The 13,671-nt window shown below is 70.1% G+C and carries 9 protein-coding genes; 1 reads left to right on the top strand and 8 read right to left on the bottom strand.

The annotated features are described in order from the left end of the window. Nucleotides 1-32 precede the first annotated feature (32 nt). From ABIC30_RS17225 to secA, 6 genes are all read right to left on the bottom strand, one after another. The gene (locus ABIC30_RS17225) at nucleotides 33-2,639 is read right to left on the bottom strand and encodes a sensor histidine kinase (RefSeq protein WP_354455809.1); all 2,607 of its coding nucleotides are present in this window, start codon (nucleotides 2,637-2,639) and stop codon (nucleotides 33-35) included. A 371-nt stretch (nucleotides 2,640-3,010) separates the two neighbouring features. After that, nucleotides 3,011-4,411 carry an adenosylhomocysteinase gene (gene ahcY / locus ABIC30_RS17220; protein ID WP_091679894.1) on the bottom strand — a complete coding sequence of 467 codons (1,401 nt, stop codon included), beginning with the start codon at nucleotides 4,409-4,411 and terminating at the stop codon, nucleotides 3,011-3,013. Between the two features lie 158 nt (nucleotides 4,412-4,569). Further along, complete coding sequence (locus ABIC30_RS17215) at nucleotides 4,570-4,974, bottom strand: hypothetical protein (RefSeq protein ID WP_056525297.1); 405 nt, start codon at nucleotides 4,972-4,974, stop codon at nucleotides 4,570-4,572. A gap of 307 nt (nucleotides 4,975-5,281) precedes the next feature. Next, a complete protein-coding gene (locus ABIC30_RS17210) occupies nucleotides 5,282-7,225 on the bottom strand; it encodes a potassium transporter Kup (RefSeq protein ID WP_091976962.1) in 1,944 nt (647 codons plus the stop codon). A gap of 114 nt (nucleotides 7,226-7,339) precedes the next feature. After that, the gene (gene bioD / locus ABIC30_RS17205) at nucleotides 7,340-8,011 is read right to left on the bottom strand and encodes a dethiobiotin synthase (protein ID WP_091976964.1); all 672 of its coding nucleotides are present in this window, start codon (nucleotides 8,009-8,011) and stop codon (nucleotides 7,340-7,342) included. A gap of 7 nt (nucleotides 8,012-8,018) precedes the next feature. Next, complete coding sequence (secA, locus tag ABIC30_RS17200) at nucleotides 8,019-10,910, bottom strand: preprotein translocase subunit SecA (protein ID WP_026604963.1); 2,892 nt, start codon at nucleotides 10,908-10,910, stop codon at nucleotides 8,019-8,021. 261 nt (nucleotides 10,911-11,171) lie between these two features. On the opposite strand from secA, the gene ABIC30_RS17195 reads away from it, so the two are divergent. After that, on the top strand, nucleotides 11,172-12,095 hold the full coding sequence (locus tag ABIC30_RS17195; protein ID WP_020093372.1) for a peptidylprolyl isomerase: 924 nt from the start codon (nucleotides 11,172-11,174) through the stop codon (nucleotides 12,093-12,095). A 46-nt stretch (nucleotides 12,096-12,141) separates the two neighbouring features. Here ABIC30_RS17195 and ABIC30_RS17190 read toward each other — a convergent pair whose 3' ends face one another. Next, nucleotides 12,142-12,300, bottom strand: a complete 159-nt coding sequence (locus tag ABIC30_RS17190) for a hypothetical protein (protein WP_020093373.1) — start codon at nucleotides 12,298-12,300, stop codon at nucleotides 12,142-12,144. A 93-nt stretch (nucleotides 12,301-12,393) separates the two neighbouring features. After that, nucleotides 12,394-13,476: a ferrochelatase gene (hemH, locus tag ABIC30_RS17185; protein WP_020093374.1), complete on the bottom strand. Its 1,083-nt coding sequence runs from the start codon at nucleotides 13,474-13,476 to the stop codon at nucleotides 12,394-12,396. Nucleotides 13,477-13,671: the final 195 nt, after the last annotated feature.

The raw sequence follows: 13,671 nt of genomic DNA, 5'->3' as shown, positions 1-13,671 counted from the left end.
CTGCTGCGCGGGACCGGCCGCGGAATCAAGCGCTACGGTGACGTTCGCCGGTCGGATGTCGGCGGCTCCGGCCTGCTCGACTGCAGCGTCAGGGTCGGCTTGCGCGGCGGCGGCGGAGGAGGAGGCGGCGACAGGACGGGCGGCTCGGGTTCGAGCGGCGGCGCGCGCCGGCCCTCGCCCGCGAGGTCGGTGGGAAACGTGCAGGTGACGCGGGTGCCGCTGCCCGGCGCGGTCTCCAGCTGCACCCGTCCCCCGTGCAACTCGACGAAGGAGCGCACGATCGACAGCCCGAGGCCGACGCCCCGGTGGCGGGTGCCGAGGGTGTGGCTCTCGAAGCGGTTGAACACCGAATCGGCGATCTCGGGCGGCATGCCGCGGCCGTGGTCCCGTACGCTCAGGAGCAGCTCCTGCGCGGTCCGGCGGGCGTGGACCTCCACGCGCTGGCCGGCATCCGAGAAGCCGACGGCGTTCGAGAGCAGGTTGAACAGGATCTGGCGCACCCGCTTCCCGTCGGCGTGGACGCTGCCGATATCCTCCGGCACGTCGAGGGCGAGGGTGATGTGCGATTCGGCGAGCCGGTCCTCGATGCCGCGGACGGCGGCCTCGACGGTGGCCTGGACGTCAACCTCCTCCCGCTGCAGCTCCAGCGAGCCGGCGTCGATCGAGGCGAGGTCGAGGATGTCGTTGATGATGACGAGCAGCGCCGCCGAGGAGCGCATGATGTGGTCGGAATACTCGCGCTGGCGCTCGTTGAGCGCGCCGACGGTCTCGTCGCCGAGAAGCTGGGTGAAGCCGATGATGTTGGTGAGCGGGGAGCGCAGCTCGTAGGAGACGTGGTGCACGAAGGTGTCGCGCAGCTGCGCGGCCTTCTCCAGGGCATCGTTCTTCTCGGTGAGCGCCCGCTCGACGTTCACACTCGCCGTGACGTCGATCAGGGTCAGGAGCGTCGCGCCCTCCGGGAGCGGCTGCGCGGCGCAGTCGAGCACGGTGCCGTCGACCACCTCGAGGCGGCACGTCCGGGCCGTGCGCGATTCGAGGCCGACCACCGCGTCGCGGATGTCGAGCCACGGCTCCTCGACGGGGGCGAGCGCCCGGCAGGCGGCGATCACCGCGTCCACGTGCGGGCGCTCCTCGATCATCTCCGGGTCGAGCCGCCACACGGTGAAGAAGGCCCGGTTGGCGAGGGACAGGCGCCCGTCCGCGCCGAACACGGCCACCGGCTCGGCCAGCGTGTCCAGGGTCTCGGCCTGCAGGCGGCGCAGGGCGTTGTAGCGGGACTCGGCGTTCAGGCGGTCGGAGACGTCGTCGAACAGGTAGGTCAGGCCGCCCTGCGGGTTCGGGTCCGCGACCACGCGCAGGGTTCGGCCGTCGGGCAGGTACCACCAGGTCTGGTTCGCCTCCGCGGCCCGGTAGGCGGACAGCACGCCCTGCTTCCAGCCGCGGAAATCCGCGTGCTCCTCGAGCTTCCGCTCCGCCCGCAGGTGGTCGAGGATCTCGCCGTCGGAGGGACGCCCGTCGAGGAAGGCCTGATCGAGATCCCAGAGCTGCCGGTAGGCGGCGTTGTGGAAGATCAGCCGCTGCGACACGTCGAACATCGCGACCGCGGTCGGCAGCTGGTCCAGGGTCCGCACGTTGGCGTTCATCTGCCGCTGCAGGTCGGCGCGGACGCTCTCGAGTTCCGACACGTCGATGGCGATGCCGACGCGGCCGGTCTCCAGCCCGGTCTCGAATACGTCGAGCATCCGCCGGTTCCCGGCCACGATGGCCGAGAGGCGCGGGACGCTCCGGGTCAGGCCGGCGAACCGGGCCGCCTCCTCGCGGGCGATCGTCTCGCGGGCCGGCCGGTCGAACAGCTCCAGGCCGGCATCGAGGGCGGCCTCGCGGCTCTCCGCCTCGACCGCCGCCACGTAGGCGGCGTTGATCCAGCTCAGGCCACCGTCGCGGTTGCGCCGCCAGACCGGCTGGGGGATCGCGTCGAGGAGCCCCGACAGGGCCGAGAGTCCCCGGCGGGTCTCGTCCAGTGTCGCGCGCAGGTCGGCGATCTCGCAGCGCTCCTGGCTGGTCTCGCGCAGGCGCAGGAGCGCCCGCCCCGCCACGGCCTGCCCGTGGGCCTCGATGTTGCGGCCGGTCTGGGTCCGCAGGCTCAGCGCGAAGCTGGTGCCGCGCACCCGCAGGGTCTCCACGGCGGTCTCGACGGCGGCCGCGTCCGCGGCGACGAGCCACGTGCCGAAGGCCAGGACGCGGCGGGCATAGCCGGAGGTCGGCCGCTCGCCGTGGATCGCGAGGCTGATGTCGCCCTCGACCACCGGCTCGCTGCGATGATCCCAGGTGACGATGATCTGCCGCTCGGCGTTGAGGAGCATCTCGGCCCGGTCATGGGCGCCGCGCAGGACGTCGAGGGTCGCGGCGAGCTCGCGCTCGCGGCGGGTCCACCGGCCGCGCTCGTAGAGGTGGAGGAGCGACAGGATCACCGCGAAGGCGACGAGGCCGCCGAAGATCGCCAGGGCGGCCACGCTGTGGATCTCCCGCGCGGGATGCGCGGCGGCGGCCTCCGGCAGCTCGGCGAAGGCCGCGCTCGCCGTCGTCAGCGCGAGCGCGCCCACGCCGATCCGAACGTGTGTCGCACGACCGACACCCATGGTTTGCCCCGCCCCCGTACCCGATGGCTGTCCGACCGGCGCGCGTCGCCGCGCGGCGCAGAAGGCACCGTTCCCGCGGCGATTCTCCCGAACCGCCGCAGCCCCATCGATCTAAGATTCGCCCGCACTCTAGGTGCGGCGGAATCGCCCCGGAAGGGGAACGAAGCGTGGCTTTGGGCAAAGTCGGCATAATCAGCCGTTAACGACACACAGAAGACACAGTTCGATTCGGCCGTCTGCGCTTGACAAACGAGAAGGCCCGGCGCAGCGCGCCGGGCCTCCAAATCTCTCCACCGGGCCGCGCCGCCGGATCGCGGCGGCACGGTGCCGGCCCCGGAAACGAGGCCGTCCGCGCAACCGATGATGCCGGCTCAGTAGCGGTAGTGCTCGGGCTTGAACGGGCCGCTCTCGGAGACGCCGATATAGGCGGCCTGATCGGGGCGGAGCTTCGAGAGCTTCACGCCGATCTTCTCCAGATGCAGGGCGGCGACCTTCTCGTCGAGAGTCTTCGGCAGGGTGTAGACCTGCTTCTGGTACTTGCCCGGGTTGGACCAGAGCTCGATCTGGGCCAGCGTCTGGTTGGTGAACGAGGCCGACATCACGAAGGACGGGTGACCGGTGGCGTTGCCGAGGTTCACCAAGCGACCCTCCGACAGGAGGATGATGCGGTGGCCGTCCGCGAAGGTGATCTCGTCCACCTGCGGCTTGATGTTCGACCACTTGAGGTTCTTCAGGCCGGCGACCTGAATCTCGTTGTCGAAGTGGCCGATGTTGCAGACGATCGCCCGGTCCTTCATCGCCCGCATGTGGTCGATGGTGATGATGTCCTTGTTGCCCGTGGCGGTGACGAAGATGTCGGCGCGCGGGGCCGCATCCTCCATGGTCACGACCTCGTAGCCCTCCATGGCGGCCTGGAGCGCGCAGATCGGGTCGATCTCCGACACGAGCACGCGGCAGCCGGCGTTGCGCAGGGACGCGGCCGAACCCTTGCCCACGTCGCCGAAGCCCGCGACCATCGCGACCTTGCCGGCCATCATCACGTCGGTGCCGCGGCGGATGCCGTCGACCAGCGACTCCTTGCAGCCGTACAGGTTGTCGAACTTCGACTTGGTGACCGAGTCGTTCACGTTGATCGCCGGGAAGAGCAGCTTGCCCTCCTTGGCCAGCACGTAGAGGCGGTGGACGCCCGTGGTGGTCTCCTCGGAGACGCCCTTGATGCTGTCGGCGAGACCGGCGAACCAGCCCTTCGGCTTCTCGGCGAGCTTGCGCTTGAGGAGCGCGAAGAAGACCTCCTCCTCCTCGCTCTCCGGCTTGTCGAGGAACGCGGTGTCGCCGTTCTCGGCACGCAGGCCGAGATGGACGAACATGGTCGCGTCGCCGCCGTCGTCGAGGATCATGTTCGGCATGCCGCCGTCGTGCCAGTCGAACAGGCGCGAGGTGTAGTCCCAGTACTCCTCCAGGGTCTCGCCCTTCACGGCGAAGACCGGGATGCCGGCGGCCGCGATGGCGGCGGCGGCGTGGTCCTGGGTCGAGTAGATGTTGCAGGAGACCCAGCGGATGTCGGCGCCGAGCGCCTTCAGGGTCTCGATCAGCACGGCGGTCTGGATCGTCATGTGGAGCGAGCCGGCGATCTTGGCGCCCTTCAGGGGCTGCGCAGCGCCGTACTCCTCGCGGACCGCCATCAGGCCCGGCATCTCCGTCTCGGCGATCGAGATCTCCTTCCGGCCGTAATCGGCCAGCCCGATATCCTTGACGATGTAATCCTTGGCCATGAGTCGATGGCTCCGTGTTCGCGTTGCGGGTCGGGGCAACCCCCTACCACCGCGCGGTCTACGAAGCAATCAAGACATAAAGATGTCTTTATGCGTTCTGATCGGCGGGGCGGCCGCGCGAACGCCCGCCCCGCTCCGGATCAGGTCCCGTCCGCCGCTCAGCGGGTCGGCCGCGCCAGCCACCCGAGGCCGAACGCGACGGCGGCCACCAGGGCGAGGGTCGTGCCGCGGTTCTCGTCCGCGCGCGCCGCGAGGGTGCGCCCGTGGCGCACGGCGCGGTCGCGGTAGTGCTGGCCGCGCTCGAGCGCCTCGTCTGCCAGGGCGTGCCCGCGCTCGCTGGCGTCGCGGAACCGGGCGCGCCCCTCCTCGACGAGGTGCTCGCCGCCGTCGCGCAGGTCGCGGACCGTATCCCGGGCCTCGCCGTAGGCGTACTGGGCAGCGCCGGCGGCCTGATCGTAGGCGCCGTCGAGCTGGTCGACGGCCCGGCCGCGCACCGCGCCCGCCGCCGTCTTGATCCGGCCGCGCAGATGGCGAACGCCGCCCTCGAGATGATCCCTGTTCATGCTGTCTCTCCATTCCGGCGCGCGCCCCGGGGGCGCGACGCCTGCGTCGGGGCGGAACGACGGCGGAAGGCTACGGTTCCCTGAGGAGCGGCGGAACGGCCTCAAGTTTCCGTGCATCGGTGAGCCGGCGCTGGAAACAGGTCCGGACCGGCGCAGCGTCCAGGAGGGGCGCGGCGTCAATTGCCGGGATCAGATCGAGGCACATCGCGGCCGGGCGGGTGCTCCGATCTCTGCGCACGACTCCGCCTGTTCTGGACCGCGCCGCCGCGGTGACTTGCCGAGCTGCGGGAATGTCTCGGGCCGGGGCCTAGATCTCAATCTCGGTGCCGACCTCGACGACCTGCCGGGTCGGCACGCCGAAGAAGGCGCCGGTGCGCTCGGCGTTGCGCTGCATGAAGGCGAACAGGTTCTCCCGCCAGGGCGCCATGCCCCGCTTGTCCCGTCGCGGGATGATCGTCTCGTGCCCGACGAAGACGGTCATGTCGTCGAGGACGTGCGGCGGCAGGTGGCGCGATTCCACCGCGCAGGCCAGCCCCTCGGGGATCGAGGCCTCCTCCATGAAGCCGTAGCGGAGGATCACCCGGTAGAAATCCGGCGCCAGGATCGTCACGTGGGCGCGCCGGTCCCGCGGGACGGTGGGCGTCTCCTCGTAGAGCGCCGTGATGATCAGGATGCGCTCCATCAGGGCGTGGTTGCGCTCGACGAAGCGCGAGAGATGCAGCGGGATGCCGTGCTCGGCCGCCGAGAGGAACGCGGCCGTGCCCGGCAGCCGCAGCAGGTCACGGTGCTGGAGACCGCCGAGGAAGACGTCCTCCGGCAGGCGCAGGGCGGCCCTCGCCTCCTCGACCAGCTCGTTTCCCTTCTTCCAGGTCAGCATCATCGCGGCGACGAGCCCGGCGAGCACCAGGGGAAACCAGCCGCCCTCGAGGATCTTCACGCTGTTGGCGGCGAAGAACACGAGGTCGATGGCGAGGAAGAAGCCGTTGACCGCGAAGACCAGGATCGGGTTGTAGCCCCAGCGGAGCGCGATCAGCGCGGCGAGCAGCGTGGTGATGCCCATCAGCATCGAGACCGCGATGCCGTAGGCGCCGGCCAGGGCGTCGGAGGAGCCGAAGACCACCACGGCCGTCAGGGTCGCCACGGCGAGCAGCCAGTTCACCGCCGGCACGTAGATCTGGCCGCGCTCCTCGTGCGCCGTCTGGACGATGCGCATGGCCGGCAGGAAGCCGAGCTGGACCGATTGCTGGGTCAGGGAGAACACGCCCGAGATAATCGCCTGCGAGGCGATGATGGTCGCCATCGTGGCGAGCGCCACCAGGGGCAGATGGCCCCAGTCGGGGCTGAGGCGGAAGAACGGGTTCTCCAGGGCGTCGGGCGCGGCGATCAGCAGGGCGCCCTGGCCGAAATAGTTGAGCACCAGCGCCGGCAGGACCAGCGCGAACCACGCGATGCGGATCGGCAGGGCGCCGAAATGGCCGAGATCGGCGTACATCGCCTCGCCGCCGGTCACCGCCAGGAAGGCCGCGCCGAGCATCGCGAAGCTGACGTGCCAGCCGGCATGGAGCATGAAATCGACGGCCCGGAACGGGTTGGCCGCCGCCAGAATCTCGGGCTTGGCGACGATCCCGGCGATCCCGAGGAGCCCGAGGACAACGAACCAGACGAGCATGACCGGTCCGAACACCCGGCCGATGGCGGCGACGCCCTTGTGCTGGACCAGGAACAGACCGACCAGGATCACCAGCGTGATCGGCACGACGTACGGCCCGAGTGACGGCGCGTCGACCTTCAGGCCCTCGATCGCCGAGAGCACCGAGATCGCCGGCGTGATCGCGCCGTCACCGTAGAGCAGCGCCGCGCCCACCAGCCCGACCACCAGGAGCAGCGCCTTCCACGTGCCAGGCCGGGCCTGACGGGCGCCGAGCAGCGCCAGCATGGCGACGATGCCGCCCTCACCCCGGTTGTCGGCGCGCAGGATCAGCACCGCGTATTTCAGCGACACGATCAGGATCAGCGACCACAGGATCAGCGACACCGCGCCGGTGGCCGCCGCAGCAACCGAGGCGCCGCCGGCGGTCGCGGCCTTCACGGCCTCCTTGAACGCGTAGAGCGGGCTCGTGCCGATATCGCCGTACACGACACCCAGCGCGCCGAAGACGAGGGCCGGCCGGAGCCTGTCACGCGCCGCTTCCGCGTCGACCGCGCCGGTCTCGGATCTGGGACTCGCCGCCGGGGCAAGGGTCTGGCTCACCGCAGGATTCCCCCACGGCGCCACCCGGCCTCGACCATCCGGGCGCCGGGCGCGACGCCGTGGCGGTAAAGCTAGGGGCCACGGCCGCGCCGTCCAGCGACGCTGTCGCGGCGCTCAGATCGAGCCGGTCAGCTCCTCCGGGCAGGCGTCGCCACGGCGCAGACAGAATACGGGCGCGCCGGCATGACGGGCGATGGCCGCGGCCACGGTCGCGGCGGGCGCCGGCGCGCCCAGGCTCTCGCTGACCACCACCGCGCGCAGCGACACATCGTGGAGCCGCAGGGTCTCGCAGGCCGTGAGCGCGTGGCTGATCGCCCCGAGATAGCTCCCCGAGACGAGGAGCGCCGGGACGCCAAGCGCGCGGAGCCAGTCCAGGCCAGTGGCGGCCTCCGTGACCGGGCTCATGAGCCCGCCGACACCCTCGATCAGCAGCATGTCCTGGGTGCAGGCGATCTCAGCCCGGCACCAGCCGACAAGGTCGGCGAGGTCCAGGGAGCGCCCCTCCAGCACGGCGGCCTGATCCGGCGAGAGCGGTGCCGCGAATCGCCAGGGCGAGCAGGCCTCCACGGCCTCCTCGTCCAGGGCGAGCCCCTGCGCGTCCAGCAGCCGGGCGGTGTCGCTCTCGACGAAGCCGGGATCGCTCAGCGGCGGGACACCGCTCGCGAGCGGTTTCACCGTCCGCACCGTCCGGCCCTGAGCCCGCAGGCGGCGCGTTAGGGCGGCGGTGACGTAGGTCTTGCCGATCTCGGTCCCGGCCCCGGCGATGAACAGCGCCCGCGCGGGCATCCCCGCCTCAGGCCTGGAGGCTGCCGTGGCAGTGCTTGTACTTCTTGCCCGAGCCGCACGGGCACGGCTCGTTGCGGCCGACGCGGCCCCAAGTGGCGGCGTCGGTCGGGTCGCGCTCCAGCACGGCGCCGTCCGCCGCGAGGCCCTGGGCGGCGAAGCCGTAGGCCGGTCCCCCGCCGCCGTCGCTGCCCGAGCCGAGACCGGCGTAGTCCATCTCGTTCTCGCCGGTGACCGGGTCGAGATGCTGGGCGAACATCGGCGGCAGCGCCGGACCGCCGGGCGGGTACTCCTCCTGCGGCTCCTGCATCATGATCTCGACCCGCGAGAGCTGCGCGGTCACCTGCTCGCGCAGGGCGGTCACGAGACCGTTGAACAGGTCGAAAGCCTCGGACTTGTATTCGTTCAGCGGGTCCCGCTGGGCGAAGCCGCGCCAGCCGATCACCTGCCGGAGGTGGTCCAGCGTCACTAGGTGCTCGCGCCAGAGATGGTCGAGCGTCTGCAGGAGGACCTGCTTCTCGATATAGGCCGTGACCTCGGCGCCGTTCTTCTCGGTCCGCTCGGCGTAGGCGGTCTCGGCCGCCTTGAGCAGGCGCTCGCGCATCTCCTCGTCGGCGATGCCCTCTTCCTTGGCCCAGTCCTCGACCGGCACGTCGAGGTTGAGGATCTCCTTCACCTGCTCGCGCAGGCCGGCGACGTCCCACTGCTCGGCGTAGGCGTTCTCCGGGATGTGGCGGGCGACGAGGTCGTCGATCACGCCCTCGCGCATCTCGTCCACGGTCTCGCGGACGCTGTCCTGGCCCATGAAGTCGCGGCGCTGCTCGAACACGACCTTGCGCTGGTCGTTCATGACGTTGTCGTACTTGAGCACGTTCTTGCGCATGTCGAAGTTGCGCGCCTCGACCTTCTGCTGCGCCTTCTCGATGGCCTTGTTGATCCAGGGGTGGATGATCGCCTCGCCCTGCTCCAGGCCGAGCTTCTGCAGCATCCCGTCCATGCGGTCGGAGCCGAAGATGCGCATCAGGTCGTCCTGAAGCGACAGGTAGAACTTCGAGCGGCCGGGATCGCCCTGGCGCCCGGAGCGGCCGCGGAGCTGGTTGTCGATGCGCCGCGATTCGTGACGCTCGGTGCCGATGATGTAGAGGCCGCCGGGCAGCGCCTTCTTGCGGCCCGCCTCCGGATCGGCCGGCTCGCCCGAGGCCAGCACCTTGGTGCGGTTCTCGGCGATCTCCGCCTTGATCGCCGCGATGGCGGCGTCGCGCTCCGGACCGTCGGCGAGGTGGCCCAGCTCCTTCTCGATCCGCATCTCGAGGTTGCCGCCGAGTTTGATGTCGGTGCCGCGGCCGGCCATGTTGGTGGCGATGGTGATCGCGCCCGGCACGCCGGCCTCGGCCACGATGTAGGCCTCCTGCTCGTGGAAGCGGGCGTTGAGCACGGCGAAGCGCTTGGTCACCCGGCCCTCGCGGGCGGCGGCGTAGACGTCGGTCAGCGCGTTCGGGTCGGAGTAGTCGAGCAGGCTGTAGCCGGCCTTCTTGAGCATCTCGGCGAGGTGCTCCGACTTCTCGATCGAGCCGGTGCCGACCAGGATCGGCTGGTGGCGCGCATGCGCCTTGTCGATCTCGGCGATGATGCCCTCGTACTTCTCGCCGACGGTCCGGTAGACCTCGTCGTCCTCGTCGACGCGCTCGACTTCCTTGTTGGTCGGGATGTCGACCACGTCGAGTTTGTAGATCTCGGCGAACTCGTCGGCCTCGGTCGAGGCGGTTCCGGTCATGCCGGCGAGCTTCTTGTAGAGGCGGAAGTAGTTCTGGAAGGTGATCGAGGCGAGCGTCTGGTTCTCGGGCTGAATCGTGACCCGCTCCTTGGCCTCCAGCGCCTGGTGCAGGCCTTCCGAGTAGCGCCGGCCCTGCATCATGCGGCCCGTGAACTCGTCGATGATCACCACTTCGTCGTTCTTGACGATGTAGTCCTTGTCGCGGGTGAACAGCGTGTGGGCGCGCAGGGCCTGGTTCACGTGGTGGACCAGCGTGACGTTGTGGGCGTCGTAGAGGTCGCCCTCCTTCAGGAGGCCGGCCTCGCGCATCGCCTCCTCGATGAACTCGTTGCCCTCCTCGGTCAGCGAGACCGTGCGCTGCTTCTCGTCGAGGTCGTAGAACTCCTTGCGCAGGCGCGGCATCAGCGCGTCGACCGCCACGTAGAGTTCCGACCGGTCATCCACCGGCCCTGAGATGATCAGCGGCGTGCGTGCCTCGTCGATCAGGATCGAATCGACCTCGTCGACGATCGCGAAGTTGTGCCCGCGCTGTGCCAGCTGGGACAGCTCGTACTTCATGTTGTCGCGCAGGTAGTCGAAGCCGTACTCGTTGTTGGTGCCGTAGGTGATGTCGCAGGCGTAGGCCTCCTTGCGCTGCGCATCGTCGAGCCCGTGCACGATCGTGCCGACGGAGAGGCCCAGGAACCGGTAGACCTGACCCATCCACTCGGCGTCGCGCGAGGCGAGGTAGTCGTTCACGGTGACGACGTGGACGCCCTTGCCCTCCAGGGCGTTGAGGTAGACCGGCAGCGTCGCCACCAGGGTCTTGCCCTCGCCGGTCTTCATCTCGGCGATGCCGCCCTCGTGGAGCACCATGCCGCCGATGAGCTGCACGTCGAAGTGGCGCTGGCCGAAGACGCGCTTGGCCGCCTCGCGCACCGTAGCGAAGGCCGGCACGAGGATGTCGTCGAGGCTCTTGCCGTTGGCGAGTTCGGCCTTCAGCATGTCGGTGCGGGCGCGCAGGGCCTCGTCCGAGAGGGCCTGGATCTCCGGTTCCAGCGCATTGATCTGCGCGACGCGCGGGCGGTAGCCCTTGACGCGGCGGTCGTTCGAGGAGCCGAAAATCTTCTTGGCGATGGAGCCGAGCATCATAGACCTGCGGACGCGCGAGCCCGCCCACGGGTAAGCGTGGCGGGCCGGCCTGGACGGAGTTGGCCGGGCTTATAGAGGTAAACATCGCCCGGCGCACCTGGAAGGGGCAGCCCTCAACGCATGCCGGTACGGTCACGGTTCCGGCACCGGTGAAATGGCCGCGCTTGCCTTCTCGCCCGACGCGGGCCACCTGTGCCGCGGCGCGACGCCCGGCCGATCCGGCGCGGCGCCGAGACGTGAGCCGAGGACTTCGCCCGTATGCCGAACACCGCCCTTCTCCGGCGCGTCAGCGCGCTCGCCGTCATGGTCGCGATGCCGGGACTGGCGCTGGCCCAGGCACCCCAGAAGGCCCCCACGCCGGCCGCCAACACGCCGGCCGCCGCCTCGCCCGCCGCGCCGGCCGCGGCGCCGAGCGCCGACGCGGTCGTGGCGAGCGTGAACGGCAAGCCGATCACGCAGGGCGACCTCGCCATCGCGGCCGATGACCCGGCCCTGTCACTGCCCGGCGTCGACGAGGCCCAGAAGAAGAGCCTGCTCGTCGACTACATGGTCGACCTCCGCGTCGGCGCGCAGGCCGCCGAGGCCGCCAAGGTCGGCGACACGCCCGAGTTCAAGCGCAAGCTCGCCTACTTCCGCGACAAGCTCCTGCTCGACGACTACCTGGAGCAGGAGGCCAAGCGCGCGGTCACGCCCGAGGCGGAGCACGCGATCTACGATCAGACCGTCAAGCTGATGAAGCCCGAGGAGGAGGTGCACGCGCGCCACATCCTGGTCGACAACGAGGCCGAGGCGAAGAAGATCGCCGCGCGCATCAAGGGCGGCGAGGACTTCGCCAAGGTCGCCGCCGAGGCGTCCAAGGACCCGGGCTCGAAGGCCGAGGGCGGCGATCTCGGCTGGTTCACCAAGGAGCGGATGGTGCCCGACTTCGCCAACGCCGCCTTCGCGATGAAGCCCGGCCAGGTCTCCGACCCGATCAAGACCCAGTTCGGCTGGCACGTGATCAAGGTCGAGGAGAAGCGGACCAAGCCGCAGCCGACCTTCGACGAGCTCAAGGAGCAGATCGACCAGCACCTGATCCGCAAGGCGCAGCAGGACATGATCCTGAAGCTCCGCTCGGAGGCCAAGATCGACCGCGCCGACGCGCCGCCGGCGGCTCAGACCGCGCCCGAACCGAAGAAGTGACGGTTCAAGGCTGACAGGCGCGGCCCCGCGGGGCCGCGCCCCGTCGTCAGTACGGCCGATCCGGGACGAGGTAGCTGGATCGCGCCGGGGCCGGCTGGGGCGTGATGCCGAGGGCCGAGAGTTCGGCGCCGCGGCGCCCCTCGGCGATCCTGTCGAGCACCGCGATCAGCAGCCACGGACACGCGATGCCGATGAAGAACGCCATGTGATCCTCCCGCGCCGAACCGATGGGCCCGTTCGGCTTAGGAAAATAATAGGCGGGCCGGGCCGCGCCGCAAGCGGCATCCCGGCCGGGATCTCAGATCCAGCCCTGGAGCTCGCGGCGCACGACGTGCTCGATCACCCGCATGCCGAGGTCGCTGTCGTTCAGGCAGGGGATGTAGGCGAAGCGCTCGCCGCCGTTCTCCTCGAAATAGTGCCGGTTCTCGCCGTCGAGCTCCTCGAGGGTTTCCAGGCAGTCCGCCGTGAAGCCCGGGGCGACGATCGCCATCCGCTTCACGCCCGACTTCGCGAGTTCCATCACCGTCTCGTCGGTGTAGGGCTTCAGCCACTCCTCGTTGCCGAAGCGCGACTGGAAGGTGACCCGCATCTTCTCCGGAGACAGGCCGAGCGCCTCGCGGATCAGGCGCCCGGTCTTGTGGCACTGACAATGGTACGGGTCGCCCTTGAGCAGGTAGCTCCGCGGCACGCCGTGGAACGAGGTGAGGATCACCTCCGGCTCGAAGTCGAGCTTGGCTAGGCCCTCGCGGATCGAATCGGCCATGGCGGCGATGTAGACCGGGTCGTCGTGATAGGGCGGCGAGACCCGCACCGTGGGCTGCCAGCGCATGTCCATCAGCGCCCGGAAGGCCTGATCGCAGGCCGTGGCCGAGGTCGCGGCGGCGTATTGCGGGTAGAGCGGCACCAGCAGGATCCGGTCGCAGCCCTGGTCGAGCAGCGCCTGGATCCGGCCGGCGACCTCGGGCTTGCCGTAGCGCATCGCCCAGTCGACGACCACCGACTCGCCCATGGCCGCCTGGAGGCGCTCGCTCTGGCCGCGCGTGATCGTCTTCAGCGGCCCCTCGTTGAGCGCGTTGTTCCAGACGCTGGCGTAGTCGCGGCCCTTCGGCCCGGGGCGCTTCGTCAGGATGATCAGGTTGAGGAGCGGCCACCAGATCAGCCGCGGCACCTCGATCACCCGGCGGTCCGACAGGAACTCCTTGAGATACCGGCGCATCGGCCAGTAGGACGTGCCCTCGGGTGTCCCGAGATTCATCAGGAGCACGCCGACGCGGCCCCAGGCCACCTTCGGGTGGTCGGCCGGAAGGGTGTTCGCCGCGGGCTGCAGCGGTGCGAGGGGCCGGCCATTCGCCAGCGCGGCGGGTTCGACGCGTTCGTTCATGGCAGCGTTCCGGCGCCGCGCGCCGAGATCCTTCCTCTGGCTTCCGATATCCGGCGGCCGGCGCGTACGCCCTGGTACGCCTCGGCTTGGCCGGCGCTTAAACCCCGTCGGGTGCGCTTCCATGTAGGGTGCGAAGCCGCCCGGCGAAGGGCGGACGCGACATGCCGCACCGCGACAGGCCGCGCGCTCGACCCC

Origin of the sequence: Methylobacterium sp. 1030, from assembly GCF_040544715.1 — a bacterium.
Classification (GTDB): domain Bacteria; phylum Pseudomonadota; class Alphaproteobacteria; order Rhizobiales; family Beijerinckiaceae; genus Methylobacterium.
This window is presented reverse-complemented; position numbering and strand designations above follow the sequence as displayed.

Excerpts from the sequence above, each read along its gene's own strand:
- ABIC30_RS17190 (WP_020093373.1), bottom strand. The coding sequence starts at position 12,300 with ATGGCGTTCTTCATCGGCATCGCGTGTCCGTGGCTGCTGATCGCGGTG.
- bioD (WP_091976964.1), bottom strand. The coding sequence starts at position 8,011 with ATGCCCGCGCGGGCGCTGTTCATCGCCGGGGCCGGGACCGAGATCGGC.
- ABIC30_RS17195 (WP_020093372.1), top strand. The coding sequence starts at position 11,172 with ATGCCGAACACCGCCCTTCTCCGGCGCGTCAGCGCGCTCGCCGTCATG.
- hemH (WP_020093374.1), bottom strand. The coding sequence starts at position 13,476 with ATGAACGAACGCGTCGAACCCGCCGCGCTGGCGAATGGCCGGCCCCTC.
- ABIC30_RS17215 (WP_056525297.1), bottom strand. The coding sequence starts at position 4,974 with ATGAACAGGGATCATCTCGAGGGCGGCGTTCGCCATCTGCGCGGCCGG.
- ABIC30_RS17225 (WP_354455809.1), bottom strand. The coding sequence starts at position 2,639 with ATGGGTGTCGGTCGTGCGACACACGTTCGGATCGGCGTGGGCGCGCTC.
- secA (WP_026604963.1), bottom strand. The coding sequence starts at position 10,910 with ATGCTCGGCTCCATCGCCAAGAAGATTTTCGGCTCCTCGAACGACCGC.
- ahcY (WP_091679894.1), bottom strand. The coding sequence starts at position 4,411 with ATGGCCAAGGATTACATCGTCAAGGATATCGGGCTGGCCGATTACGGC.